Source organism: Kitasatospora sp. NPDC032150, from assembly GCF_055579945.1.
Genome location: NZ_JBVIMH010000002.1, coordinates 39,650 through 63,815, shown reverse-complemented (window position 1 = coordinate 63,815; position 24,166 = coordinate 39,650). Strand labels below are relative to the sequence as shown.

At 72.3% G+C, this 24,166-nt stretch carries 22 protein-coding genes and 1 pseudogene; 11 read left to right on the top strand and 12 right to left on the bottom strand.

Annotated features, from left to right (window positions below):
- Positions 1-322 precede the first annotated feature (322 nt).
- Positions 323-1,840 carry a carbohydrate binding domain-containing protein gene (locus tag ACZ5ON_RS02620; protein ID WP_465584191.1) on the top strand — a complete coding sequence of 506 codons (1,518 nt, stop codon included), beginning with the start codon at positions 323-325 and terminating at the stop codon, positions 1,838-1,840.
- A 125-nt stretch (positions 1,841-1,965) separates the two neighbouring features.
- Positions 1,966-2,535, top strand: coding sequence for an NUDIX domain-containing protein (locus ACZ5ON_RS02615; RefSeq protein WP_465584187.1), 570 nt, complete (start codon positions 1,966-1,968; stop codon positions 2,533-2,535).
- A gap of 104 nt (positions 2,536-2,639) precedes the next feature.
- On the opposite strand, the gene ACZ5ON_RS02610 is transcribed toward ACZ5ON_RS02615, so the two are convergent.
- On the bottom strand, positions 2,640-3,653 hold the full coding sequence (locus tag ACZ5ON_RS02610) for a YdcF family protein (protein ID WP_465584184.1): 1,014 nt from the start codon (positions 3,651-3,653) through the stop codon (positions 2,640-2,642).
- Positions 3,654-3,771: 118 nt separating this feature from the next.
- Complete coding sequence (locus ACZ5ON_RS02605; protein ID WP_465585286.1) at positions 3,772-6,156, bottom strand: Tex family protein; 2,385 nt, start codon at positions 6,154-6,156, stop codon at positions 3,772-3,774.
- A 251-nt stretch (positions 6,157-6,407) separates the two neighbouring features.
- Between ACZ5ON_RS02605 and ACZ5ON_RS02600 the strand changes: the two genes are divergently transcribed.
- From ACZ5ON_RS02600 to ACZ5ON_RS02585, 4 genes are all read left to right on the top strand, one after another.
- Positions 6,408-7,721 carry a glycosyltransferase 87 family protein gene (locus ACZ5ON_RS02600; RefSeq protein WP_465584180.1) on the top strand — a complete coding sequence of 438 codons (1,314 nt, stop codon included), beginning with the start codon at positions 6,408-6,410 and terminating at the stop codon, positions 7,719-7,721.
- 175 nt (positions 7,722-7,896) lie between these two features.
- A complete protein-coding gene (locus tag ACZ5ON_RS02595; RefSeq protein WP_465584177.1) occupies positions 7,897-8,421 on the top strand; it encodes a PadR family transcriptional regulator in 525 nt (174 codons plus the stop codon).
- Positions 8,422-8,426: 5 nt separating this feature from the next.
- Complete coding sequence (locus ACZ5ON_RS02590; protein ID WP_465585284.1) at positions 8,427-9,137, top strand: ABC transporter ATP-binding protein; 711 nt, start codon at positions 8,427-8,429, stop codon at positions 9,135-9,137.
- Positions 9,134-11,563, top strand: a complete 2,430-nt coding sequence (locus ACZ5ON_RS02585; RefSeq protein ID WP_465584172.1) for an FtsX-like permease family protein — start codon at positions 9,134-9,136, stop codon at positions 11,561-11,563. The genes ACZ5ON_RS02590 and ACZ5ON_RS02585 overlap by 4 nt, the downstream gene beginning before the upstream one ends.
- A 74-nt stretch (positions 11,564-11,637) precedes the next feature.
- Here the strand turns inward: ACZ5ON_RS02585 and ACZ5ON_RS02580 are convergent, their stop codons facing one another.
- The gene (locus ACZ5ON_RS02580) at positions 11,638-11,766 is read right to left on the bottom strand and encodes a hypothetical protein (protein WP_465584167.1); all 129 of its coding nucleotides are present in this window, start codon (positions 11,764-11,766) and stop codon (positions 11,638-11,640) included.
- Positions 11,767-11,803: 37 nt separating this feature from the next.
- Positions 11,804-12,682: an SGNH/GDSL hydrolase family protein gene (locus ACZ5ON_RS02575; protein WP_465584164.1), complete on the bottom strand. Its 879-nt coding sequence runs from the start codon at positions 12,680-12,682 to the stop codon at positions 11,804-11,806.
- Between the two features lie 184 nt (positions 12,683-12,866).
- Here ACZ5ON_RS02575 and ACZ5ON_RS02570 point away from each other — a divergent pair, with 184 nt between their 5' ends.
- Positions 12,867-13,718 carry a GNAT family N-acetyltransferase gene (locus tag ACZ5ON_RS02570; RefSeq protein ID WP_465584160.1) on the top strand — a complete coding sequence of 284 codons (852 nt, stop codon included), beginning with the start codon at positions 12,867-12,869 and terminating at the stop codon, positions 13,716-13,718.
- A 120-nt stretch (positions 13,719-13,838) separates the two neighbouring features.
- Here ACZ5ON_RS02570 and ACZ5ON_RS02565 read toward each other — a convergent pair.
- Positions 13,839-14,189 (bottom strand): annotated as a pseudogene (locus tag ACZ5ON_RS02565) (winged helix-turn-helix transcriptional regulator); the annotation flags it as partial.
- Positions 14,190-14,291: 102 nt separating this feature from the next.
- Between ACZ5ON_RS02565 and ACZ5ON_RS02560 the strand changes: the two are divergent.
- Positions 14,292-15,503 (top strand): pyridoxal phosphate-dependent aminotransferase, encoded by a 1,212-nt coding sequence (locus ACZ5ON_RS02560; protein ID WP_465584157.1) that lies wholly within the window; start codon positions 14,292-14,294, stop codon positions 15,501-15,503.
- A gap of 10 nt (positions 15,504-15,513) precedes the next feature.
- On the opposite strand, the gene ACZ5ON_RS02555 is transcribed toward ACZ5ON_RS02560, so the two are convergent.
- Both ACZ5ON_RS02555 and ACZ5ON_RS02550 read right to left on the bottom strand, forming a co-directional pair.
- Complete coding sequence (locus ACZ5ON_RS02555; RefSeq protein ID WP_465584154.1) at positions 15,514-15,849, bottom strand: YnfA family protein; 336 nt, start codon at positions 15,847-15,849, stop codon at positions 15,514-15,516.
- Between the two features lie 35 nt (positions 15,850-15,884).
- Positions 15,885-16,142, bottom strand: coding sequence for a Uma2 family endonuclease (locus ACZ5ON_RS02550; RefSeq protein ID WP_465584148.1), 258 nt, complete (start codon positions 16,140-16,142; stop codon positions 15,885-15,887).
- A 168-nt stretch (positions 16,143-16,310) separates the two neighbouring features.
- Here ACZ5ON_RS02550 and ACZ5ON_RS02545 point away from each other — a divergent pair, with 168 nt between their 5' ends.
- On the top strand, positions 16,311-16,571 hold the full coding sequence (locus ACZ5ON_RS02545) for a redoxin domain-containing protein (protein WP_465584145.1): 261 nt from the start codon (positions 16,311-16,313) through the stop codon (positions 16,569-16,571).
- Positions 16,572-16,648: 77 nt separating this feature from the next.
- Here the strand turns inward: ACZ5ON_RS02545 and ACZ5ON_RS02540 are convergent, their stop codons facing one another.
- A complete protein-coding gene (locus ACZ5ON_RS02540; protein ID WP_465584142.1) occupies positions 16,649-18,307 on the bottom strand; it encodes a purple acid phosphatase family protein in 1,659 nt (552 codons plus the stop codon).
- A gap of 406 nt (positions 18,308-18,713) precedes the next feature.
- On the opposite strand from ACZ5ON_RS02540, the gene ACZ5ON_RS02535 reads away from it, so the two are divergent.
- Positions 18,714-19,187 (top strand): Dps family protein, encoded by a 474-nt coding sequence (locus tag ACZ5ON_RS02535; RefSeq protein WP_344635654.1) that lies wholly within the window; start codon positions 18,714-18,716, stop codon positions 19,185-19,187.
- 16 nt (positions 19,188-19,203) lie between these two features.
- Here the strand turns inward: ACZ5ON_RS02535 and ACZ5ON_RS02530 are convergent, their stop codons facing one another.
- From ACZ5ON_RS02530 to ACZ5ON_RS02520, 3 genes are all read right to left on the bottom strand, one after another.
- Complete coding sequence (locus ACZ5ON_RS02530; protein WP_465584137.1) at positions 19,204-19,914, bottom strand: MBL fold metallo-hydrolase; 711 nt, start codon at positions 19,912-19,914, stop codon at positions 19,204-19,206.
- Between the two features lie 67 nt (positions 19,915-19,981).
- Complete coding sequence (locus tag ACZ5ON_RS02525; RefSeq protein WP_465584134.1) at positions 19,982-20,782, bottom strand: aminotransferase class IV; 801 nt, start codon at positions 20,780-20,782, stop codon at positions 19,982-19,984.
- A 155-nt stretch (positions 20,783-20,937) separates the two neighbouring features.
- Positions 20,938-21,399 (bottom strand): (2Fe-2S) ferredoxin domain-containing protein, encoded by a 462-nt coding sequence (locus ACZ5ON_RS02520; protein ID WP_465584130.1) that lies wholly within the window; start codon positions 21,397-21,399, stop codon positions 20,938-20,940.
- A 433-nt stretch (positions 21,400-21,832) separates the two neighbouring features.
- Between ACZ5ON_RS02520 and ACZ5ON_RS02515 the strand changes: the two genes are divergently transcribed.
- On the top strand, positions 21,833-22,267 hold the full coding sequence (locus tag ACZ5ON_RS02515; RefSeq protein ID WP_465584125.1) for a CBS domain-containing protein: 435 nt from the start codon (positions 21,833-21,835) through the stop codon (positions 22,265-22,267).
- A gap of 196 nt (positions 22,268-22,463) precedes the next feature.
- On the opposite strand, the gene ACZ5ON_RS02510 is transcribed toward ACZ5ON_RS02515, so the two are convergent.
- Positions 22,464-24,119, bottom strand: a complete 1,656-nt coding sequence (locus ACZ5ON_RS02510; protein ID WP_465584122.1) for an FAD-binding dehydrogenase — start codon at positions 24,117-24,119, stop codon at positions 22,464-22,466.
- Between the last annotated feature and the right edge of the window lie 47 nt (positions 24,120-24,166).

The following is a 24,166-nucleotide window of genomic DNA, read 5'->3' as shown; positions in this document are numbered from 1 at the left end:
GGACCATTGGTGCCCGTTGACTATCGCATGATCGACGGGGAGATGGCCGCCGCGGTGCTGCGCGCTGCCGCGAACACCTGACCGGACGCCGCGGGCGCGGGGCTCCGGATCACCACCGGAGCCCGCGCCCACGGCTGCGAGATCACCCCAAGTACGCCGCAAAACCCGGCGGAACGCTTGACGTGCACAGTGGTCCAGTCCATTTTGATGGGCAGGGCGGGCCCACCCGCCGTCCTCAGGACCACCCCAACAGCCGACCGCCGGCCGCTCCCCCATGCCCCCGTGCCCGGTCTCCTCGGCGTGTCCCGAAAGGCAGCCCCGCATGCCACGCGCTCTCAACCGCCCCACCCGAACGTCCTCCCGGCGCACCGGACGGGCAGCCAAGCTCCTGCCGATCGGCTGCGCCGCCGCGCTCGCCGCCGGCGCGCTGACCGCACTGGGCGTCAACGCCAGTGCGGCGGACGGGAACCTGCTCGCCAACCCCGGCTTCGAGAGCGGTTCGCTCGGCCCGTGGAGCTGTTCCGGCGGCACCGGCTCAGTGGTCAACTCCAGCGCGCACAGCGGCTCGTACGCCCTCCAGGGCGCCGCGAGCGGCAGCGACACCGCCCAGTGCGAGCAGAGCGTCAGTGTCCAGCCGAACACCACGTACTCGCTGAGCGCCTGGATCCGGGGCCGGTACGTCTACCTCGGCGCGACCGGATCCGGGGTCACCGACCCGGCCGTCTGGACGCCCGGCGGCAATTCCTGGCAGCAGCTGAGCACCGGCTTCACCACCGGCCCGAGCACCACCAGCGTCACCGTCTACCTGCACGGCTGGTACGGCCAGGGCGCCTACCTCGCCGACGACGTGGTGCTCGCCGGGCCGGGCGGCACGCCGCCGCCCACCTCCCCGCCGCCGGGCAGCACTTCGCCCTCGCCCTCGCCGAGCTCCAGCCGGACCGCGCCCCCGCCACCGAACGTCGCGGTCCCGGTGGCCCCGTACGTGGACATGGGTGCCTGGCCGACCCCCTCGCTCGGGGACATGTCGGCCAAGGGAAACCTCAAGTCCTTCACCCTGGCGTTCATCACCGCGCCGGCCGGCTGCAAGGCGTCCTGGTTCAACGCCTATGATCCCCGCAGCGGTTGGGCCGAGGACCAGATCGACGCCGTCCGCGCGGCCGGCGGTGACGTCAAGGTCTCCTTCGGCGGAGCCTCCGGCACCGAACTCGCCCAGGCCTGCTCGACGGTGGACTCGCTCTTCGCCGAGTACGACGCCGTGGTGAACGCCTACAACCTGAAGTACGTGGACTTCGACATCGAGGGCACCGCCGTGGTCGACACGGCCGCCAACGACCGCCGTTCGGCCGCGCTGGCCAGGCTCCAGCACGCCCACCCCGGCCTGAAGGTCTCGCTCACCCTGCCGGTGCTGCCGGAGGGCCTGACCGCCGACGGCCTCGCCGTGGTCAGCTCCGCCCGCGACGCCGGGGTCGACCTGGACCTGGTGAACGTGATGGCGATGGACTACAACCGGCCGAGCACCGACTACGGCGCCGACGCCGTCCAGGCCGCGCAGTCCACCCACGACCAGCTCGCCGCGCTCTACCCGGCGAGCACCGACGCCCGGCTCTGGGCGATGACCGGGGTCACCCCGATGCTCGGCGAGAACGACGACCACGGCGTCTTCAACCAGGCCGCCGCGCGGCAACTGGTGGCCTTCGCCCAGCAGCACCACCTCGGGGTGCTGGCCTTCTGGGAGATGACCCGGGACGCCGCCGCCTGCACCGGCCCGCTCTTCAAGTGCACCAACATCCCGCAGTCGCCGTACGAGTTCTCGAAGGTCTTCGCCCAGTACGCCGGCTGACGAACCCCCGGCTCCCGCCCCCGGATGGCCTCCGGGGGCGGCTTGCCCAGCCGGAATCCCGTTGCCGACGACAGCACCGTGAGCGGCCAGCAGCGCCCACCGTCCGCCGGGACTACGATTTTCCGATGACGGACACCACTGACAGAGCAGCAGAACTCGCCGACCTGGCAGCCCGCTTCCCCCGACTGCACGCGCCGCAGCGTTGGGCCTGGGGCGGTATCGACGCCCGGTTCTCGGCCGAGCTGCCACCGGACGCACTGATCACCAACATCCATCTGGTGGGGTTCTCGGACGGCGGGGTGGTGCTCTGCCGCGACGCGCGCGGGCACTGGTTCCTGCCGGGCGGCACCCGGGAGGAAGCGGAGAGCATCGAGTCGTGCCTGGTGAGGGAGTTGCGCGAGGAGGCCGGTGCGCGGCTGGCCGGGGCGCCGGCGTGGATCGGCGCGCACCGGTGTGTGACGGACCGGCCGGTGCCGTACCGGCCGTGGCAGCCGCACCCGGAGAAGGCCTGGCTCTGGGGCTGGGCCGAGGTGACGGTGGACTCCGCCCCGACCAACCCGGAGGACGGCGAACAGGTCGTCGAGGTCCGCGCGGTGGCCCCCGAGGAAGCCCGTCGACTGCTCACCCAGGGCCGGGAGGCCTGGTGGGGCGAGCTCGTCGATCTCGCCGTCGAGTCCCGAGCGCGGGCCGACTGACCTGCCCCGTACGGCAGTCGGCCGGCCCCGGCCACCATGCCGAGTCCCGATCGCGGGCCGACTGACCTGCCGCGCACGGCAGTCGGCCGGCCGGCCCCGGCCGGTCACAGCCGCCACCAGGCGGCCAGCCCGAGCAGGCCGATCAGCAGGCACACGCCGAAGTTGACCGCCCGGTGGGCGAGGAAGACGGCGGCGAACTCGCGGATGGTCGCGCTGGGCCAGTAGTACGCGGCGGTGTGCGAGCCCACGACGTGGCCGTTGACCCCGGTGCTGCGGGCCAGCAGCGCGGCCCGGAAGGCGTGGAAGTTGTTGGTGACGATCACGCACCGGTAGCCGGGCTCGGCCTGCTCCATGATCGCCCTGCTGTACGTCAGGTTCTCCTCGGTGGTCCGGGAGCGGTCCTCGCGGACTATTCGATCGGCCGGGAAGCCGCGCTCCGTCAGGTAGTCGGCCATCGCCTCGGCCTCGGACAGGTGCTCGTCGGGGCCCCGGCCGCCCGAGGTGATCAGTACCGGTGCGTGCCCGCGCGCGACCTGCCGCTCGTACACGGCGCGGCCGCGCTCCAGCCGGCTGGCCAGCAGCGGCGAGACCCGGGAGCCGCCGATCAGCCCGGAGCCGAGCACCACCACGAAGTCCGCCTTCCCGGCCGCCGTCAGCCGGCCGTAGCGGCCGTAGAGGAAGGCGTAGCCGACGAAGCAGACGAACAGGAACGCGACGTAGCCGGTCACCAGCAGCAGGGTGCCGGTCAGCACCGCCAGCGTGCGGGAGTGGGTGAACGCGGCCTGCGCCATCAGCCCGATGAGGCCGAGGATGCCCAGACCCACCAGCAGCGACAGCAGGTTGGGCAGGCTCCGCCCCTCCTTGCGCAGCATCGTCCGGCCGTTGAGGATCAGCAGGACGGCGAGCACCAGCGTGCCCAGCGTGGGGAGCAGCAGGATCGCCGCGGCCAGCAGTGCGACCGCCGCCGGCGGGAGCCGGTCGTGCGCGCCGATCACCGCGACGGAGAGCGAGGTGACGAGCAGGCCGAGGTGGACGGCGTTGCTGAACCGGCGGCGGTCCCGCAGTACACCGACGACGAAGAGCAGCAGGAACAGACCGGGCACCGCGTAGACGAACATGTCGCCACTCTAGGTGTGGTATCCGGCGTTCCGATGGGACCGCAGGAGGATTCGTAACCATCCTGCAGCGGAAGCCCGGTGACATCCGGTCAGCTGTCACCGGGCTACCGCGGAAGGGTCAGCGCCTGCCGGAGTCGCCGCCGGTCAGGCCGGCCCGGCGCAGTGCGTCGGCCATCGCGCTGTTGGCGATCGGGGCCGGTCCCCCGCCGCGACGGTCGCCGCCGCGGCGCTCGCCCTCACGCCGGTCACCCATTCCGCGCCGCTCCTGGCGCGGCGGACGCGGGCCGCGGTCGCGCCGTCCCTCCCCGCCGGAGCCGCCGGTGCCCGGGGCGACCTCGTCGTCCAGCCGGAGGGTGAGGCCGATCCGCTTGCGCTGGACGTCCACCGAGGTGACCCGGACCCGGACGATGTCGCCGGGCTTGACCACCTCGCGCGGGTCCTTGACGAAGTTCCGCGACAGCGCCGAGACGTGGACCAGGCCGTCCTGGTGCACGCCCACGTCCACGAACGCGCCGAACGCGGCGACGTTGGTGACCACGCCCTCCAGCACCATGCCGACCTCCAGGTCGCCGATCTTGTCGACGCCCTCCTTGAAGACGGCGGTGCGGAAGGCCGGGCGCGGGTCGCGGCCCGGCTTGTCCAGCTCGGCGAGGATGTCGGTGACGGTCGGCACGCCGAAGGTCTCGTCGGCGAAGTCGGCCGGGCGCAGGGTGCGCAGTCGTTCGCTGTTGCCGATCAGCTCGCCCAGCGCCCCGCCGGCCTGGGCGAGGATCCGGCGGACCACCGGGTACGCCTCGGGGTGCACGCTGGAGGCGTCCAGCGGGTCGTCGCCGCCGGGGATGCGCAGGAAGCCGGCGCACTGCTCGAAGGCCTTCGGTCCGAGCCGGGCCACGCCCTTGAGGTCCTTGCGGGTGTGGAACGGGCCGTTGGCGTCGCGGTGGGCCACGATGTTGTCGGCGAGGGTGGCGGTGACGCCCGAGACCCGGGTGAGCAGCGGGGCGGAGGCGGTGTTGACGTCGACGCCGACGGCGTTGACGCAGTCCTCGACCACGGCGTCCAGCGAGCGGGAGAGCTTCACCTCGCTGAGGTCGTGCTGGTACTGGCCGACGCCGATCGACTTGGGGTCGATCTTGACCAGTTCGGCCAGCGGGTCCTGGAGCCGGCGGGCGATGGAGACCGCGCCCCGGATGGAGACGTCCAGGTCGGGCAGTTCCTGGGAGGCGAACGCGGAGGCCGAGTAGACCGAGGCGCCGGCCTCGGAGACCATCGCCTTGGTGAGCTTCAGCTCGGGGTGGCGCTTGATCAGGTCGTCGGCGAGCTTGTCGGTCTCCCGGGAAGCGGTGCCGTTGCCGATGGCGACCAGCTCCACCGAGTGCTTCTTCGCCAGCTCGGCGAGGGTGGCCAGGGCGGCGTCCCACTTGTTGGCGGGCTGGTGCGGGTAGATGGTGCTGTGCGCGACGACCTTGCCGGTGGCGTCCACCACGGCGACCTTCACGCCGGTACGGAAGCCGGGGTCCAGGCCCATCGTGGCGCGGGTGCCGGCGGGGGCGGCGAGCAGCAGGTCGCGCAGGTTGGCGGCGAAGACCCGGACCGCCTCGTCCTCGGCCTCCTGGCGCAACCGGGTGCGCAGGTCGATGCCGAGCCGGACCAGGATGCGGGTGCGCCAGGCCCAGCGGACGGTGTCGGTGAGCCACTTGTCGGCGGGGCGGCCCCGGTCGGCGATGCCGAAGCGGGCGGCGATCCGCTGCTCGTAGTCGCTCGTCCCGGGCAGGTCGGTGCTCTCCTCGCCGTCCAGGGGCGAGAGTTCGAGGTCGAGGATCTCCTCCTTCTCACCGCGCAGCATGGCCAGGATGCGGTGCGAGGGGAGCTTGGTGTAGGGCTCGGCGAAGTCGAAGTAGTCGGCGAACTTGGCGCCTTCCTGCTCCTTGCCCTCGCGGACGGTGGCGACCAGCCGGCCGCGGGTCCACATCCGCTCGCGCAGGCCGCCCACCAGGTCGGCGTCCTCGCCGAAGCGCTCCACCAGGATGGCGCGGGCCCCCTCCAGCGCGGCGGCCTGGTCGGTGACCGAGTCGTTCAGGTAGCCGGCGGCCAGCTCCTTCGGGTCCTGGCCGGGGTCGGCGAGCAGGGAGTCGGCGAGCGGTTCGAGCCCGGCCTCGCGGGCGATCTGCGCCTTGGTCCGCCGCTTGGGCTTGTACGGCAGGTAGATGTCCTCCAGCCGCGCCTTGGAGTCGGCCCCGAGGATCTGGGCGCGCAGGGTGTCGTCGAGCTTGCCCTGGGCCTCGATGGACTCCAGGACGGCGGTGCGCCGCTCCTCCAACTCGCGCAGGTAGCGCAGCCGCTCCTCCAGGGTTCGCAGCTGGGCGTCGTCGAGCGAACCGGTGGCTTCCTTGCGGTAGCGGGCGACGAAGGGGACGGTGGCTCCGCCGTCGAGCAGGTCGACGGCCGCCTTCACCTGCCCTTCGCGGACGCCCAGTTCTTCGGCGATCTTGCGTTCGACTGGCATGGTCACGAAGCCGGCCACCTTCTCCTGGTTCAGAGTTGAGCGTTCCGCGTCGACCGTTTCACACAGCGTGCGGACGTCCTGCGGTTCGCCTGCATTCTGGCAGGTACCGCCGCCCGGAGGGGGGTGCGGGCGTGTCCTTCGAGCGGCGTGGCGCGTTGTGCTGACGGTCGGTGACACGCAACCGAACGGTGATCATCCGACCTGATCCTTCTGATATGAGATAGATCACACAGCACCTTCTCGTGGAGGCGATGGTGGCTCAGGCCCCGACACCGGTCACCCAGTGGGGCATGCCCCAGGCGGGTCCGTTCCGCTGGACCAGACCGGAAACCTGGCCGCGCGAGGCGCTCGCCCTGGCCGGCTACTGGCTCGCCAGCCGCATGGTCATGATCGGGATGCTCAAGTCCGGCAAGGCCGAACAGGCCATCGAGGTCCACCGGACCTACCACGGCTGGTTCCAGATCCTCCAGACCGGCACCTTCCCCGTCGGCGATGTCACCTGGCAGTACCCGCCCGGCGCCGCGCTGGCGATGCTCGCCCCCGCCCTGCTGCCCTTCCTGACCTACCTCCAGGCGTTCGCGCTGCTGATGCTCGCCACCGACGCGGTCACCCAGGCCGCTCTGGTCCGGGTCTCACTGCGCCGCAACGGCGGTGTGCACCGCGGCCGTTCCACCGCCGGGGCGTGGATGTGGGCGATGGCGCTGCCGCTGATGCTCGGCCTGCCCTACGGCCGGTACGACCTGCCGGTCACCGCCCTCGCGATGGCCGCGCTGCTTCTGCTGCCCAGTCGCCCGAGGATGGGCGGGGCGCTCGCCGGGATCGCCGCCATGGTCAAGGTCTGGCCCGCGCTTGTGGTGCTCGGTGCGCCGCGCGGCCGCGGCAGTCGGCAGGTCTGGGTGGCGATGTGCGCCTCGGCCGCCGCGCTGCTGCTGGTGCTGGCCACGCTCTTCCACGGCGCGTTCGACTTCCTCACCGCCCAGAAGGGGCGCGGTGTGGAGATCGAGTCGCTGGGGGGCAGCCTGCTCCAGGTGGCCCGCGTCCTCGGCTGGCCCGGTGACGTCGACCAGCACTACGGCTCGCTGGAGTTCCTCGGCCCCTACGTCCACACCGTCGCCCGGGCCTCGCTGCTGCTCACCGCGCTCGCCTTCGGCTGGCTACTGCTCTGGCGCTTCCGCGCGCAGCGCTGGAGTGCCGCCACGCCGTACGACGCGGCGCTCACCGCGGTGCTGCTGTTCACCGTGACCAGCCGGGTGATCAGCCCGCAGTACCTGATCTGGCTGATCGGGCTCGCGGCGGTCTGCCTCACCCAGCGCGGCTCCAGCCAGCGGCCGGTCGCGCTGCTGGTCCTGCTCGCGACCGCGGTCACCACCGTCGACTACCCGCTCTTCTTCGACGCGCTGATCAGCGGCGGCTGGAAGGGCACCCTGGTCATCGTGGTGCGCAACGGTCTGCTGCTGGCCGCCTCGCTCTCGTCCGCCGCCCGCCTCTGGCGTGCCACCGTCTCCCCGGCTGCCGCGCGGCAGCCGGCCCCGCAGCTGCGCCGCGGGCCCATCCGGGTGGCCTGACCGAGGAACGCCCGGGGGTGCGGGAAGCCAGCCCGCGCGGCTCCCCGCACCCCCGGGCGACCGGGGCTTCCCCGCCTGCGCCGCGCACCCCCTCCCCGCTACCCCGACCGTCTGCCCGACCCCGTAGCCACCAGGTGTATACACCACGTGTATACACCTGGTGTATGGTCCTGCCATGGCAATCGGACAGGCATTTCTCGGGCTCCTGGAGACCGGGCCCAGACACGGTTACGACCTCAAGCGGACCTACGACCAGCGCTTCGGCCAGGGCCGCCCGCTCGCGTACGGGCAGGTGTACGCGACCCTCTCGCGCCTGCTGAAGAACGGGCTGGTCGAGGTCGACGGCACCGAACCGGGCGACGGCCCCGAGCGCAAGCGGTACGCGATCACCGACGCCGGGGTGGCCGACATGGCCGAGTGGCTCGGCCGCCCCGAGAAGCCCGAGCCGTACCTGCAGAGCACCCTCTACACCAAGGTGGTGCTCGCACTGCTCACCGGCCGACCGGCCACCGAGATCCTGGACGTCCAGCGCGCCGAGCACCTGCGGCTGATGCGCGAACTCACCCGCCGCAAGGTCGGCGGCGACCTCGCCGACCAGCTGGTCTGCGACCACGCCCTGTTCCACCTGGAGGCCGACCTGCGCTGGCTGGAGCTCACCGCCGCGCGGCTCGACCAGCTAGCCGCGGAGGTCCGCCGATGACCGGCATGCCGACGAACGGTACGTCCGACCTCTCCACGCCCCCGCCACTGCTCTCCGCCGTCGACCTGCACAAGTCCTTCGGCCCCACCGAGGCCCTGGTCGGCGCCGAGATGCACGTCCGGGCCGGTGAGGTGGTCGCCGTGATGGGGCCCTCCGGCTCCGGCAAGTCCACCATGCTGCACTGCCTGGCCGGGATCGTCCCGCCGGACTCCGGCCAGGTCTACTACGACGGGCGGCTGCTGACCGCGATGAGCGACGCCGAGCGCAGTGCGCTGCGCCGGAGCGAGTTCGGCTTCGTCTTCCAGTTCGGCCAGCTGGTACCGGAGTTGAGCTGTCTGGAGAACGTCGCCCTGCCGCTGCGGCTGGCCGGCGTACGGCGCGCCGAGGCCGAGCGGCGGTCCGCCGAGTGGATGGCCCGCCTGGAGGTCGACGACCTGGGCCGCAAGCGCCCCGGCGAGGTCTCCGGCGGGCAGGGCCAGCGGGTGGCGGTCGCACGCTCGCTGGTCACCGGCCCTCGGGTGATCTTCGCCGACGAGCCGACCGGCGCCCTGGACTCGCTCAACGGCGAGCGGGTGATGCAGTTGTTCACCGCCGCCGCCAAGGAGTCCGGCGCGGCCGTGGTGCTGGTGACGCACGAGCCCCGGGTCGCCGCCTACTCGGACCGCGAGGTGGTCGTCCGGGACGGCCGGGCGCTGAACGCGGAGCGGATCGGATGAGCCCGACCACCGCCGGCTCGACCGGGACCAAGGGCCACGATACCCAGGGCCAGCAAGGGACTTCAGCGCCCGCCCCGGTCCCGGCCCGCGGGCCGCTCCGGGCCTGGGCCGCCGACCTGCTGTTCGGCGGCCGCCTCGCGCTGAGCGGGGGCCGCCAGGGCTGGCTGCGCACCGCGATGACCGCCTTCGGGGTCGGTCTCGGTGTCGCCCTGCTGCTGGTCGCGACCTCGATCCCGGACGCCCTCCAGGCCCGCCAAGACCGGAGCTACGCCCGGCTCGACTTCGACCGGGCCGACAAGCCCGCCGCGGACACCCTGGTCCTCGACACCGTCTCCACCAAGTTCCGCGACGAGGCCATCACCGGCCGGCTGCTCCAGCCCGACGGCCCGAAGGCCCCGCTGCCGCCCGGCCTCCGTGCCATGCCGGGGCCCGGTGAGATGGTCGTCTCACCCGCGCTGCGCGGGCTGCTGGAGGCCCCCGGCAACGCACTGCTGCGCGAACGCCTCCCGCAGCGGATCATCGGCACCATCGGCGACGCCGGACTGATCGGCCCGGCCGAGTACTACTACTACGCGGGCACCGACCGGCTCGACCCCGCGGGCGGGGTGGGCTACCGGATCAGCTCCTTCGGGAGCCGGCCCGAAACCGAGCCGATGAGCCCGATCCTGGTGCTACTGGTGATCATCGGTTTCGTGGTGCTGCTGCTGCCGGTCGCCGTGTTCGTGGCCGCGGCCGTCCGGTTCGGCGGCGAGCGCCGCGACCGCCGGCTGGCGGCACTGCGGCTGGTCGGCGCGGACACCCGGATGATCCGGCGGATCGCCGCCGGGGAGGCCGCGTTCGGGGCGCTGATCGGCGTGCTGGTCGGTGCGGTGACGTTCCTCTTCGGCCGTCAACTGGTGCGCGGCATCGTACTGTTCGACATCAGCCTGTTCCCGGCCGACCTCCGACCGAGCCCGCCGCTGGCCGCGCTCACCGTACTGGCCGTCCCGGCGGCCGCCATCGCGGTCACCCTGCTCGCCATGCGCGGCGTGGTGGTGGAGCCGCTCGGCGTGTTCCGGCAGGCCCGGGCGCCGCGCCGGCGGGTCTGGTGGCGGCTGCTGCCGCCGGTCGCCGGTGTCGCCCTGCTGACCCCGCTGTTCGGCGGCTCGGGCGCCCGGCAGGGCTTCAACGAGTACCAGGTGGCCGGCGGCGTGGTGCTGGTCCTGGTCGGTGTCACCGCACTGCTGCCGTGGCTGATCGAGTCCGTGGTGGCCCGGCTGCACGGCGGACCGGTGGCCTGGCAGCTGGCGGTCCGCCGGCTCCAGCTGGACAGCGGCACCTCGGCCCGGGTGGTCAGCGGTATCGCCGTCGCGGCGGCCGGGGCGATCGCGCTGCAGATGCTGTTCAGCGGCATCGAGGGCGACTTCCGCGAGCAGACCGGCCTTGATCTGAGCAAGGCGCAGGCCCGTGTGACCGTTCTGGCGGCCCAGGGCCGGATCGCCCCCGCCGAGTTCGACCGGCGGCTGCGCGCCACCCCGGGGGTCACCGGCGCCCACTCCCTGCTGGTGCTCAGCATCGCCACCGGCGGCGACGCCCCCGGGCAGCTCACCATCTGGTCGCTCTCCGTCGGCTCGTGCGAGGCGCTGCAGAGCCTCGCCGAGGTCGGTGACTGCCGCGACGGCGATGCCTTCTCGCTCGACGGCACCGACGAGCGGTCCGCTCAGGCGGCCGGGTTCGGGCCGGGCCAGCGGGTCGAGGCGGGCTACGGCTACGGCTTCGGCTCCCAGCCGCCCGCGCCCCGTCCGAACTGGACCCTGCCGGCTTCGTTCCGCCCGATCACACCGCGGCCCGATTCGGTGCTCGGGATGCACCCCGGGCTCCTGCTCACGCCCGGCGCCGCCAAGGACGTACCACTGGGCCGAGCCCGGATCACCGGCTACGTCAAGGTGGACGAGAGCGACCCGGACGCCTACGACCGGCTGCGCAACTCCGTCGCCGCGGTGGACCCGACCGGCGCCGTGTACCAGTTCCAGTCGGTCGACGAGAACCGCCGGTTCGCCCAGATCAAGCGCGCGCTGTTCGCCGGGGTCACCGCCACCCTGCTGCTGATCGGCGCGAGCATGCTGGTCGGCACGGTCGAGCAGCTGCGCGAGCGGCGCAGGCTGCTGGCGGTGCTGATCGCCTTCGGCACCCGGCGCGGCACGCTCTGCGCCTCGGTGCTCTGGCAGACGGCCGTGCCCGTGGTGCTCGGCATCGCGCTGGCGACCCTCACCGGGATCGGCCTGGGCACGGCCCTGCTGAGCATGGTCGACCACCCGGTGAGTCCGGACTGGGGTTCCGTCCTCGGTCTCGGTTCGGTCGGCGCCGCCGTGGTGCTGCTGGTCACGGCGGCCAGCCTGCCGTCCCTGTGGCGGATGATGCGCGCCGACGGCCTGCGTACCGAGTGACCCGTACGGCACGTTGGAGCGGTGCCGCCTGACCTCAACGGCCGGGCGGCACCGCTCTCGTGCGTCATCGGACGTCAGACCACGATCACCCGCAGCGCCGGGTGGTCGACCGTGTTGAGGTACAGCTTCTCCTTGGTGCCCTCCTGCTCCAGCTCGACCACCAGCCGGAACCGGTACAAGCCGGGCTTCGCGGTGCTCAGCACGGTGCCGGCGCCCGCCCTGTGCGACCTGACCCCCGGGTCAGCCTTCGTAGGGGAGGAGTTCAGCCCGCTTGGGCGGGCGGTTGTCGCCGGAGGAGCGGCCGGTGAGGCGGCGGCCGATCCACGGGCCCAGGTGGATCCGCAGCCAGCGCAGGTCGGACCGGAGCCGTTCGCCCCGGCCGCGCGGGGCGGCCGGCGGCAGCGGCGCACGCCAGTCGAAGCCCGCCGGGCGGCCGAGCACCTCCAGCACGGCGGCCGCGACCCGGCGGTGCCCCTCCGGGGAGAGGTGCAGCCGGTCCTCCGCCCACAGCCGCCGGTCGTCGAAGCAGGGCGCCGAGAACAGGTCCACCACCAGGACGTTCGGGTGCTGCCTGGCCAGTCCCTCGACGAAGGCCTTCATCTCCAGGATCGCCGGGAGCAGCCGGGCGCTTCCGGCCAACCTGCGGGTCGGGTCGGTGCTGGTGAACATCACCACGGTCGGGGCCGGTCCGGTGCCGTCGCCGGCCAGCAGTCCGGTGGCCGCCCTGCCGAGCAGCCGTTTGACCTCGGCGATGTCGCAGCCCGGCCGCAGCACGTCGTTCAGTCCGCCCGCCAGGGTGACCAGTTCGGCGTTCATCGCGGCGGCCCGGCCCGCCTGTTCCGCGTGGATCTGGCCGATGAGCTTGCCGCGCACGGCGAGGTTGGCGTAGCGGAACTCCTCCCCGGGCCGCTCGGCCGCCAGCGCGGCGGCGACCCGGTCGGCCCAGCCCCGGAACTGGCCGCCGGGCAGCAGCTCGTCGCACATCCCCTCGGTGAAGGAGTCGCCGACGGCGACGTAACGGGAGTACGCGGCGCTCCCGGGCGCGGCCGCCCGACCGTCACAACCACCGTACGGGGCCAGGGCGGTGGAGGTGGTCTCGTTCGTCGGTACAGGATTCATCGTTACTGGATCGTACGCGCGGCATTCGCCGGCCGGGACCGGAGCCCCGGTGCTCGCGCTCCGGCGGTGAGACGGTGCGGTGGTACGGCTGTGAGGCCGGACCACGGCGGGGCCGCCCGAGGCCGGCGGGTCCGGCTCCGCCGGCCGGTGAAATCCCGTGACAACACCGGCTCCCGCTGCTTTGATGCGGCGCGTGACTTCAACCGATCGCCGCAATCCCGAGTCCGCACCCGTGCTGGACGCCCTTGAGCAGTACTACGACGGCGTGCCGAGGAGCAGCGCCCGGGTCGAGGACTTCGGCCCGCTCTCGCTGTTCGTCCGCGAGGGCGCGGGCTGGCCGTTCTACGCCCGGCCGACACTGGGTTTCGCCGGGCCGGTGGGGGCCGAGGACGTCGAGCGGGTCCGGGCCCGGCAGCGGGAGCTGGGCCAGCCGGAGGCCTTCGAGTGGGTGGCCGAGACGACCCCGTCGTTGCGCGCCGCCGCCGAGGCCACCGGGCTGCGGGTGCACGCGCATCCGCTGATGGTGCTCGGCCCGGACGAGCCGGCAGCCCTGCCCTCGGCCGGCTCCGGCATGGCCGTCCGGCTGCTCGACGCCGGCGACCCGGCGCTGGCCGCCGCGGTGGCGGTGCCTCAGCTGGCCTTCGCCGAGCCCGGCACCCGGCTCGGCACCGCGGGCCCGGCCGAGCTCGCCACGGCGACGCTGACCGCCACCCGGGACGGCTCGCTCGACCGCGTCGCCGGCCGGATCCGCGCGGGTCTGACCCGGGTCGCGGTCGCGATCGAGGACGGCGTCGTGCTGTGCTCGGGCATGCACCAGCCGGTGGACGGGGTCAGCGAGATCGTCGGCGTCGGCACCCTGCCCACCGCCCGCCGCCGGGGGCTCGCCCGCGCGGTCACGGCCGCCCTGGTGGCCGACGCCCGCGCCCGCGGCGTCCGCACCGTCTTCCTCTCCGCCGGGGACGAGGACGTCGCCCGGGTCTACGCCGCCGTCGGCTTCCGTCCGGTCGGCACCGCCCTGATCGCCGAACCCGCCTGACGTTCCCCGCCGGCGCCCCACCACGGAGCGGGGCGCCGGCGTGTCAGGGGCCGGGGCATGGCGGCCGCCCGGTGGACCGGGGCGCCGACGCGTCAGGGTCAGGCCCTAGGCTCTCGTCACCCAGTGCGAGCGGACGGCGTCGGTGGGCCGGGGTTCGCCGAGGGCTTCCAGGCCCCAGCTGCCGAGGGCGTCGATGACCTGGCGGAGCGCCAGGCCGCGTTCGGTCAGCTGGTAGACCGTCGCGCTGGCCGGGCGTTCCAGCTTGCGGCGGACCGCCAGGCCCTCGCTCTCCAGCTGCTTGAGGCGCGTGGCCAGGATGTCGGTGGAGACACCTGGCAGATCCGCGTGCAGGTCGGTGTAGCGGCGTGGGCCGCCGAGGAGTTCACGGACGATCAGGAGGCTCCAGCGCTCCCCCACCGCGTCCAGGGCCCGGGCGACGGCGCAGTACTGGTCGTAGCTTCGGCGTGGCATGTGGATCAGCATAGCCAATAGGTTGGACTTTCCAAGTGGATAATTGGTAGAACAAAGCGACCAGACTGACCGTGCGATGACGGACGCCTCGGGAGACCACTGATGGAGTTTCGGCAGTCCAGCAAGCTGAAGGACGTGTGCTACGAGATCCGTGGCCCGGTGGTCGACCAGGCCAACGCGCTGGAGGAGGCCGGCCACACCGTCCTGCGGCTGAACACCGGCAACCCGGCACCGTTCGGCTTCGAGGCGCCGGCGGAGATCCTCCAGGACATCATCCGCAACCTCCCGAACGCGCACGGCTACAGCGACTCGCGCGGCATCCTGCCGGCCCGCCGGGCCGTGGTGCAGTACTACCAGCAGCGCGGCGTCAAGGGCGTCACGGTCGACGACGTCTTCCTCGGCAACGGCGCCTCCGAGCTGATCCAGATGAGCGTGCAGGCACTGGTGGACGACGGCGACGAGGTACTGGTCCCGATGCCGGACTACCCGCTCTGGACGGCGGTGGTGCGGTTCGCCGGCGGCAAGGCGGTGCACTACATGTGCGACGAGGAGGCGGACTGGTTCCCCGACCTCGACGACATCGCCGCCAAGATCACCAGCCGCACCAAGGCCATCGTCGTGATCAACCCCAACAACCCGACCGGCGCGGTCTACTCGAAGGAGCTGCTGGAGGGCATCCTCGAACTCGCCCGCCGCCACGGGCTGATGGTCTTCGCCGACGAGATCTACGACAAGATCCTCTACGACGGCACCGAGCACCACTGCCTGGCCGCGCTCAGCGACGACGTCCTCACGCTCACCTTCAACGGCCTCTCCAAGGCGTACCGGGTGGCGGGCTTCCGCAGCGGCTGGCTGACGGTCTCCGGCCCCAAGCAGCACGCCGTGGACTACCTGGAGGGCCTCACCATGCTCGCCGGGATGCGGCTGTGCCCCAACGTCCCGGCCCAGTACGCGGTGCAGGCGGCACTCGGCGGCCACCAGTCCATCCACGACCTCACCCTGCCGAACGGCCGCCTCACCGAGCAGCGCGACGTCGCCTGGCGGGCGCTCAACGAGCTGCCCGGTGTCAGCTGCGTCAAGCCCAAGGGCGCGCTGTACGCCTTCGCCAAGCTGGACCCGGCGGTGCACCGGATCGTGGACGACGAGCGGTTCGTGCTGGACCTGCTGCTCCGCGAGAAGATCCACATCGTCCAGGGCACCGGCTTCAACTGGCCCCGCCCGGACCACTTCCGCTTCGTCACCCTCCCGCGCACCGACGACCTGGAGACCGCGATCAGCCGCATCGGCCGGTTCCTGGCCACCTACCGGCAGTAGGCGACGGGGCTCAACTCCCCCGCGGTCCGTACATGATGACGGCGACACCGGCCAGGCAGATCAGCGCACCGATGACGTCCGCCCGGTCCGGCCGGTAGCCGTCCATCAGCACGCCCCACAGCAGCGAACCCGCAACGAACACCCCGCCGTAGGCGGCCAGCACCCGCCCGAAGTGGCTGTCCGCCTGCAGCGTGGCCACGAACCCGTACGCCCCGAGGGTGACCACGCCCGCACCGATCCAGACCGGCCCCCGGTGCTCGCGGACCCCCTGCCACACCATCCACGCACCCCCGATCTCCAGGATCGCGGCGAGGACGAACAGCAGGGCGGAGCGTACGACGGTCATGACCAGCGAGCTTAACGGTGCGACCGGAGGTGCCCTCAGCGCACGTAGTTCTTGAAGGCTTCGGTCTCCAGGACGAAGCCGACCGGGCTGGGCAGCTCCACGTCGTCACCGAATGCCTTGGTCACGCAGGTCCGGTACTTCCCGTCTTCCGGCCTGCTGTACACGGTGGCCTCGTAGTTCTCCCGGTCGATGAGCAGATACACCGGGATACCGGTCCCGGCATACGCAGACGGCTTCTCCACTCGATCACGCCGATCGGTGTCCCGATCGTAGGAGGTCACCTTCACCGCCATCAGGACTCCGGAGGATCCGCCCACTCGCCCTGGCCGACGAAGTAGTCAATCGGCACTGGCGAAGCGTCCGGCCTGGCGCAGCCGTTGCGGTACCGCTGTACCCGCAGGCCCTGCTCGCTGTACGCGAGATCGGGCCGGTGCTGCATGCATCGCCGAGTCAGCCACACGATGATCGCTCCGTGGTCGCCGTCGAGCCCTGGCCACGAGCGGTTCGCGCGCAAGCACGGCCTGGGCTTCCCGCTGCTGGCCGATCCGGACCGGGCGGTGGCCAGGGCGTACGGGATCGCGGTGCCCGGCCTCGGCCTGCGCCGCTCGGTGTTCGTCCTGGACGGGGACGGGGCGGTGCGCTGGAAGCACGTGGCGCTGGCCGGCCTCACCTTCCGGCACGGCGACACCCTCGCCGAGCAGCTGGCGGCGCTGGAGGCCTGACCACGTGCATGGCGAAGGTGGCGCCACCGGGTGCGGTCCGGTGGCGCCACCTTCGGATCGGGGTCAGGCGGAGAGGGTCAGCGGCTCGGCCACGACCAGTCGTCGCCGTCGTCGTCCCAGCTCTCACCGGCCTTGCGCAGGATGGTGTAGTGGTCGATCTGGGTGCCGTCCTCCGCCAGGGCGGTGACCTTCATCGAGGACTTGCGGCCGGGGTGGGCCGGGGTGACGTCCACCTTGATGAAGGAGTAGCCGGTGTAGCGGACCCGGGACCACTCGACGGTCTCCTCGACCTTCGCGCCGCCCTTGCCGAAGTGGAAGGTCTTGACCTCGTCCACCCGGTGCTCGTGGCCCTCGTAGGTGTCGGGGTAGTCGAAGCTGTACAGGCTGCGGCCGGCCGCACCGGCGGTGACGTAGACGACGCCGTCCTTGGCCGGCTCGATGGTCTCACCGCTCGGCACGGCCTTGGAGACCTTGTTGCCGAGGATCGCGTCGGTGCGCTCGTAGACGTGGTTGTGGCCGTTGATCACCAGGTCCACGCGGTACTTCTCGAACAGCGGCACCCAGGCCTCGCGGACACCGCCCTCGGAGGCGTGCTGGTGGGTGGTGGAGAAGGCGCAGTGGTGGAAGAAGACCACGATGAAGTCGATGCTGTCGTCCGAGCGCAGCTCGCACAGCTTGCGGTCCAGCCACTTGGTCTGCTTGCCCGCGGTGAGGCCGAGGTTGGCCGGGATCTCGTACGAGACGTCGTTGGCGTCCAGCGAGATGACGCCGACGTTGCCGTACTTGAAGGCGTAGACACCGGGGGCCTTGCGCGGGTCCGGGCCGTTGTCGGGCAGGTAGAAGCGGGCGTCCTCGCCGCCGTACCCGTTGTGCGAGTACCAGGCCTCCATGTCGTGGTTGCCGTAGGAGACCATCCACGGGATCCTCGAGGCGACGGTCTCGGTCTGGACCAGGAAGTCGTCCCAGGTCTTGGCGTTGTACGCGGTCTTGTCCGAGTCCTGACCCTGGCCCATCGGGTCGGCGTAGCAGATGTCGCCGGCGTGCAGGTGGAATGACGGCTTCTGGGCCAGGATGACGTGGTCGTTCCCGGCGGCGTGCGAGCTGACGCCCTGGTCACCGAAGGCGGTGAAGGTGAACGGCGCGTACGGCTTGCCCCAGCGCCAGTCCCGGGACGGCGCGGTGCGGAAGGTGCTGAGGGTGGAGATGGCCTGCTGCGAGGCCGGGTCGAAGCCGTCGTGGCCGACACCGTAGTAGTAGGTGGTGTCCGGGTCGAGGTCGTCCAGCGAGACGTGCAGGTAGTACTGGTCGACCGGGGTGCCGGTCGGGGTCAGCGCAGGGGTGTGCAGGGCGCGCACCTCGGCCTGGATCTTGTGGCTGAGCGACCAGGGGTGCTTGCCGAAGCGCAGGAACGGCCGCTTGACCGGGGCCGGGACCTGCCAGGAGATCCGGAACTGGGTGTCCGGCTCGGCGCCGAAGGCCAGGTGACGGCCGATCGGGGCGACCAGCGAACCGTTGATGCCCTCCGTGGCGCTCGCCGCGAGCAGGCCCGGAGTGGCGGGGGCGGCGAAAGCGGTGCCGCTGCCCAGCGCGCCGCCGACGGCCACCGCACCGACCGAGATGGCGCCGATCCGCAGCGCCTTGCGACGGGAGAACCTGCTGCGCAGGTACTCGTGCTGCTCGGCCATGCTCATCCGGTCGGCGAGCTTCTCGGGCACGCCCATGCGTGGGATATCCATGGCGTGGAGATTCGCAGCGGTGGATTGCCTGCACACGGACATCCGGTGAACAACCGTTGTCGTGTCGATGTGCCAGACCGCAAGTTTCGCCCATGTGTTCGCAAAGAATCGGTGATTCACCTGTGATGGAGGGTCTCCTGACCGGCAGTCATTTGACGATGGTTTGACTGAAGGCTCCTCGTCGAGTGCGGGACGAGGCCGGACGACCCGCGCCGGTGCCGAGCAGGCGAGGAGCAGCGGCGGGGACACCCCGGCACATTGAGCGATATGACCGTTTTGTGGTGCTGCTGTGAGAGGCTGACCCGCGAAACCGGGCCATGGTCACCACAGCAGCAGCCGCTGAAGTCGAACCAGTCACCGGAGTCGCACACCAGTCACCGAAGTCGCACCGGAAGGAACCGAGCCGATGTACGGAGTCAAGAGCCCCCTGCCGGAGGCCGACCGCAAGGTGGTCGGGGAGGCACTGCAGGGCGCACTGGTCGATCTGATCGATCTGTCCCTGGTGGCGAAGCAGTTGCACTGGAACGTGGTCGGGCCGCGCTTCCGCTCGGTGCACCTCCAGCTGGACGAGGTGGTCGGCATCGCCCGGCAGCACGCCGACACCGTGGCCGAGCGGGCGGCGGCCATCGGCGTCTCCCCGGACGGGCGGGCCAAGACGGTGTCCGGGAGCAGCGGCATCGCCACCGCTCCCGAGGGCGCCGTCACCGACTCCGCCACGGTGGGCACCCTGGTCGCGGCACTGGGCGCGGTGATCGTCCGGATGCGCGAGCGGATCGCCGCCACCGCCGACCCCGACCCGGTCAGTCAGGACATCCTGATCGGGCTCACCGCCGACCTGGAGAAGTACTCCTGGATGGCCCAGGCCGAGAACACCGCCTGACCGCTCGGCTCCACCCTCAGACGGCGGTCGCCGCCGCGGCCTTCAGGGCGGCGGCGCCGCCGCTGGTGATCGGCTCGCCGTGACCGAAGACCGCCACCCGCACGTCCAGTTCCGCCAGCCGGCGGAAGGACTCGATCGCCCGCGCCCGGTCCAGGTTGAAGACCCCGAGCATGGTCCGTCCGGCGACGTTGGCCACCGCGTCCCCCGTGAACAGCACGCCCGGGCCGGGCAGGTGGAACGCGGCGCTCCCCTCCGTGTGCCCCGGCACCGCCACCACCCTCGCCCCGCCGCCGAACTCGACGGTGTCGCCGTCCGTCAGCTCGACGTCCACCCGAGCGGGCGGTGCCGCCGGCAACTCGGGCTTGGCCGCCCAGAGTTCACGCTCCCACGTCGGGGCGTCGTCGAACACCGGTGGCAGCACGGGCCGTTCGCCCCGGATCACCGGAGCGTCCAGCCGGTGCGCCAGCACCTGGACCGAGCCGCCGTTCCACGCGCCGATCTCCGCCGCCGAACCCGCGTGGTCCTCGTGACAGTGGGTCAGCAGCACTCGGCGCAGCTCGCCGGGGTCGCGTCCGATCCCCCGGATCGCCTCCGCGATCGCCGTCCCGGAGCCGGCCACGCCCGTATCGACCAGCGTCAACTCCCCGGGGTCACACCACAGGTAGACGTGCCCGATCCCGCAACCCAACAGGTACAGCCGTTCCGGAAGGATCTCCAAGGTCTCCATGCCGCCGATCCTTCATCGCGGCCCGCCTGACCGGAACCCGACTTCGCCGTGAGCGGACCGGATCCGCTCAGAGCTGATCGCCGGGCAGCGCCGCGTACCGTGCGCGCAGTTCCTCGATCACCGGGTGCTCGGCCGGCAGGGTCAGCCCGTCCAGCCCGCCGACGGCCCGCACGCCGATGGCGGCATTGGTCGCGAACGCGGCCTCGAAACCCGCCGCCTCCGCCAGGCCCACCCGCTCGAAGTCGCAGCGGTAGAGCCCCCGCAGCAGCTCCATCGTGGTCCCCACCAGGTGGTCGGCCTCGGGCCAGACCACCTGCCGGCCGCGGACGAACCCGATGTTCCAGGTGCTGCCCTCGGAGATCCCCCGCTCACCGTCCACGAACAGCACGTCGTCGAAGCCCGCCCGCTGCGCCTGGCGGCGGTGCCAGAGCGAGCCGAACAGGCCCACGCTCTTCACCGCGGGCAGGTCCCTGCGGTACGCCACCGAACGCACCCGCAGCGGCGGGAGCGGCCCCGCCCCGCCCGCCGGGCGGGAGGTCACCAGCAGCTGCGGCTCGGCGGGCGAGCCGATCGTGCCGAGGTCCAGTGCCGGGTCGAAGACGGTCACCCGGACCACCACCGCTCCCCGGGCCGGTACTGCCCGGCGCGCGAACTCCCGTACCCGGCCGAGGTCCAGCTCGGTCCCGAAGACCGTGCGGCAGTCCCGGGCCAGCCGCTCCAGATGCAGCGGCAGGCCGCGCACCCGGCCGTCCTCCACCAGCATCGTGGTGAAGTGCCCGTAACCGGTGAGCGCCAGCGCCTGGAGCTCAGCCGGGCTCACCGGCCTTCCGTTCAGCTCCGCCGTGCCGGGTGCGCGCTGGTCTTCCATGCGGCCCATCATGGCAGCTCGTCGCAGCGCCCGTGCAGCCGAGGCGCTCGGGTGCGGGCCCTCGGGTGCGCGCCCAGCGGCGGGCTCGCGCGGCTCGCCGTGCCCCTGGGTACGGCACGGGAGCCGGCCCCCGGGACCCGTGCCGGGGCGCACCGTCAGTCGCGCAGGCCCTCGCGGACGCGACGGGAGACCGCGAACTCCTGGAGGTCCAGGGTGCCTGGCGGTTCGGCGATGCCGGGGCCGCCTGCCCGTACCCACTCGGTTATCTCGTCCAGCATGTCGTCGGCCAGCACCCAGCCGAGCCAGACCGGGCGGCCGCCCGCCAGCCGTCCGGCCGCCGACGGGCTGACCACGACCACGTTGGAGTGGTCGCAGGCGTCCAGGCAGGGCACCGCCCGCACCCGGCCCGCCTCGCCGACGCCTTCGCGCAGCCGTACCAGCTGTGCCGCGTGGTCCACCTCGGGGTGCTTGGCCGTGGTGCCGCAGCAGCAACCCCGGCAGACCGTCACCGTGCAGCCCGCGTCGGCACCGGACGCCTTCGAACGCCGGGCCTGCTTGGACGCGTTGGCCGCAGCCGGGTCGGTGGGCAGCTGCTTACCGGCGGCACGACGAGCCATCGGTTTCCTTCCGTCAGGGCCCGCCGCCGCACCCGATCGCGCGGCAGCCGCAGGCCGTTGAGACCGACGATCACGGTGGACCCCCGTGCCCCCGCGACACCGGGCGGCAGTTGGCGCGCCGATCAGGTCCCAGGTCACCGGAGCGGCGATGAACACCCCCGTGATCACCAGATTCTGCACCACCGGCCGCCGGGGCCGAACCGGTGGTGCGGGGCGGCGGTCAGTGGGCGGCGCCTGGGCGGACCGCCCGCCACGACGGAGGGACACCTGCCCTCGCCCCTCCTCCACCTGCCCTCGCCCCTCCTCCACCTGCTCCGCCGCGCGCGCCGGCCCGCCGGTGCTTATGGTGACCACATCGCCACTCTCCGCCCGCGTCTCGAGCGGTTGCGAACGGCGCTGCCGCCGGAGCGGAGCGACCGAGGAGGATTAGACCGTGATCACAGCACGTGACGTCATGCACGCCGGCGCCCAGTGCATCAACGCCGACGAGACCCTGGACAAGGCCGCGAAGATCATGCGGGACAAGGGCGTCGGCGCCCTGCCCATCTGCGGTACCGACCAGAAGCTCAAGGGCATCATCACCGACCGGGACATCGTCATCCGATGTATCGCCGAGGGAAAGGACCCGGCCAACATGAGGGCCATGGACCTGGCCGGCCATCTGCACTGCGTCCGCGCCGACGACGACATGGACACGGTGCTGAAGAAGATGGAGCAGCACCAGATCCGCCGCATCCCGGTGATCGAGAACGAGCGACTGGTCGGCATGATCAGCGAGGCCGACCTGGCCATGGGCCACCGTGAGGGGCAGCGCCTCACGGACAAGCAGCTCATGGACTTCATGGACAGCGTCTACGTCAACCGCTGACGCCACCGCTCGTCGGGAGCGTCACCCCGCGGCCCGTCCGGCCGCGCCGGGTGGCGCTCCTTCGCCGCATGTCGCCCCGGCGTACCGCCCCGGACCGCCCACCTGGGCGCCTCGAGGTACGGAGGGAGCGCACCAGTGCTGCTCGCGCTCCTTGGACGGCGTTCGGTGAGGGGTCGCAGACGAGCGGGTGCGGGTCTCACGCCGTGGCGCGGGCCGCCGCCCGGCCGGCGATCCGGCCGGAGAACAGGCAGCCGCCCAGGAAGGTCCCCTCCAGGGAGCGGTAGCCGTGCACCCCGCCGCCGCCGAAGCCGGCCGCCTCCCCGGCCGCGTACACGCCCTCCAGCGGCGATCCGTCCGCCCGCAGCACCCGGGCGGAGAGGTCGGTCTCCAGTCCGCCGAGCGACTTGCGGGTGAGGATGTTGAGCCGTACCGCGATCAGCGGGCCCGCCCCGGGGTCGAGCAGCCGGTGCGGGGCGGCGGTACGGGTCAGCCGGTCACCCAGATAGCGGCGGGCGCCGTGGATCGCCGTCACCTGGAGATCCTTGCTGAACGGGTTGGCCATCTCGCGGTCGCGCGCCTCGATCTCGCGGCGCAGCTCGGCCTCGTCGATGAGCGGCTGGTCCGTCTTCGCGTTCATCCCCCGGACCAGCTCCGGCAGCGTACGGGCGACCACGAAGTCCGCGCCGTTGCGCTTGAACGCCTCGACCGGTCCCTGTGCGCCCGACCGCGCCCGGCCCAGGACGTCCTTGATGCTGCGGCCGGTCAGGTCGGGGTTCTGCTCGGAGCCGGAGAGGGCGAACTCCTTCTCGATGATCTTCTGGGTGAGCACGAACCAGGTGTGGTCGTGGCCGGTGGTCATGATGTGTTCGAGCGTGCCGAGGGTGTCGAAGCCCGGGAACAGCGGCACGGGAAGGCGCCGCCCGCGCGCGTCCAGCCAGAGCGAGGAGGGTCCGGGCAGGATCCGGATGCCGTGGCTCGGCCAGATCGGGTTCCAGTTCCGGATGCCCTCGGTGTAGTGCCACATCCGGTCGCCGTTGATCAGATGGCCGCCGGCCTCGCCCGCGATCTCCAGCATCAGACCGTCCACGTGCGCGGGCACGCCCGAGAGCATCCGCTCCGGCGGTGTGCCGAGCCGGGCGGGCCACGCCTTGCGGACCAGGTCGTGGTTGCCGCCGATACCGCCCGAGGCGACGATGACCGCCTGCGCGCGCAGTTCGAAGCTCCCCGTGGCCTCGCGCGAACTGGCCCGGCCGCGCGGGACGTTGCTCGGCGCCAGCACCTCGCCGCTGACGGTGTCCGTCACTCCGGCGCTCGCCGACAGGCCGGTGACCCGGTGGCGGAAGCGCAGTTCCACCCGTCCGCGGGCGGCGGCCGCCGACACCCTTCTGGCGAACGGCTCCACGACGCCGGGGCCGGTCCCCCAGGTGATGTGGAAGCGGGGCACCGAGTTGCCCGGGCCGCTGGCCAGCAGCCCGCCGCGCTCGGCCCAGCCGACCACCGGGAAGAACCGGATCCCCTGTGCGCGCAACCAGTTGCGCTTCTCGCCGGCTGCGAAGTCGACGTACGCCTCGGCCCAGCGGCGCGGCCAGTGGTCCTCGGCCCGGTCGAAGCCCGCCGTTCCGAGCCAGTCCTGCCAGGCGAGTTGGTGCGAGTCGCGGATCCGCATCCGGCGCTGCTCGGGCGAGTCGACCAGGAACAGGCCACCGAAGGACCAGTGCGCCTGACCACCGAGCGAGGCCCTCGGCTCCTGGTCCAGCAGGATCACCTTCCGCCCGGCGTCGGCGAGTTCGGCGGTGGCCACCAGGCCTGCCAGGCCGGCTCCGATGACGATGACGTCGGCGTCCAGTGCCATGCGGGGTCCTCCGGAGGTCGGCTGGGCTGAACTGGCGGGCGGGGCGG

Bases quoted from the DNA above. Each gene is read 5' to 3' on its own strand.
- ACZ5ON_RS02620 (WP_465584191.1), top strand. From the start codon at position 323: ATGCCACGCGCTCTCAACCGCCCCACCCGAACGTCCTCCCGGCGCACC.
- ACZ5ON_RS02615 (WP_465584187.1), top strand. From the start codon at position 1,966: ATGACGGACACCACTGACAGAGCAGCAGAACTCGCCGACCTGGCAGCC.
- ACZ5ON_RS02610 (WP_465584184.1), bottom strand. From the start codon at position 3,653: ATGTTCGTCTACGCGGTGCCCGGTCTGTTCCTGCTGCTCTTCGTCGTC.
- ACZ5ON_RS02605 (WP_465585286.1), bottom strand. From the start codon at position 6,156: ATGCCAGTCGAACGCAAGATCGCCGAAGAACTGGGCGTCCGCGAAGGG.
- ACZ5ON_RS02600 (WP_465584180.1), top strand. From the start codon at position 6,408: ATGGTGGCTCAGGCCCCGACACCGGTCACCCAGTGGGGCATGCCCCAG.
- ACZ5ON_RS02595 (WP_465584177.1), top strand. From the start codon at position 7,897: ATGGCAATCGGACAGGCATTTCTCGGGCTCCTGGAGACCGGGCCCAGA.
- ACZ5ON_RS02590 (WP_465585284.1), top strand. From the start codon at position 8,427: ATGCCGACGAACGGTACGTCCGACCTCTCCACGCCCCCGCCACTGCTC.
- ACZ5ON_RS02585 (WP_465584172.1), top strand. From the start codon at position 9,134: ATGAGCCCGACCACCGCCGGCTCGACCGGGACCAAGGGCCACGATACC.
- ACZ5ON_RS02575 (WP_465584164.1), bottom strand. From the start codon at position 12,682: ATGAATCCTGTACCGACGAACGAGACCACCTCCACCGCCCTGGCCCCG.
- ACZ5ON_RS02570 (WP_465584160.1), top strand. From the start codon at position 12,867: ATGCGGCGCGTGACTTCAACCGATCGCCGCAATCCCGAGTCCGCACCC.
- ACZ5ON_RS02560 (WP_465584157.1), top strand. From the start codon at position 14,292: ATGGAGTTTCGGCAGTCCAGCAAGCTGAAGGACGTGTGCTACGAGATC.
- ACZ5ON_RS02555 (WP_465584154.1), bottom strand. From the start codon at position 15,849: ATGACCGTCGTACGCTCCGCCCTGCTGTTCGTCCTCGCCGCGATCCTG.
- ACZ5ON_RS02550 (WP_465584148.1), bottom strand. From the start codon at position 16,142: ATGGCGGTGAAGGTGACCTCCTACGATCGGGACACCGATCGGCGTGAT.
- ACZ5ON_RS02545 (WP_465584145.1), top strand. From the start codon at position 16,311: ATGATCGCTCCGTGGTCGCCGTCGAGCCCTGGCCACGAGCGGTTCGCG.
- ACZ5ON_RS02540 (WP_465584142.1), bottom strand. From the start codon at position 18,307: ATGGATATCCCACGCATGGGCGTGCCCGAGAAGCTCGCCGACCGGATG.
- ACZ5ON_RS02535 (WP_344635654.1), top strand. From the start codon at position 18,714: ATGTACGGAGTCAAGAGCCCCCTGCCGGAGGCCGACCGCAAGGTGGTC.
- ACZ5ON_RS02530 (WP_465584137.1), bottom strand. From the start codon at position 19,914: ATGGAGACCTTGGAGATCCTTCCGGAACGGCTGTACCTGTTGGGTTGC.
- ACZ5ON_RS02525 (WP_465584134.1), bottom strand. From the start codon at position 20,782: ATGGAAGACCAGCGCGCACCCGGCACGGCGGAGCTGAACGGAAGGCCG.
- ACZ5ON_RS02520 (WP_465584130.1), bottom strand. From the start codon at position 21,399: ATGGCTCGTCGTGCCGCCGGTAAGCAGCTGCCCACCGACCCGGCTGCG.
- ACZ5ON_RS02510 (WP_465584122.1), bottom strand. From the start codon at position 24,119: ATGGCACTGGACGCCGACGTCATCGTCATCGGAGCCGGCCTGGCAGGC.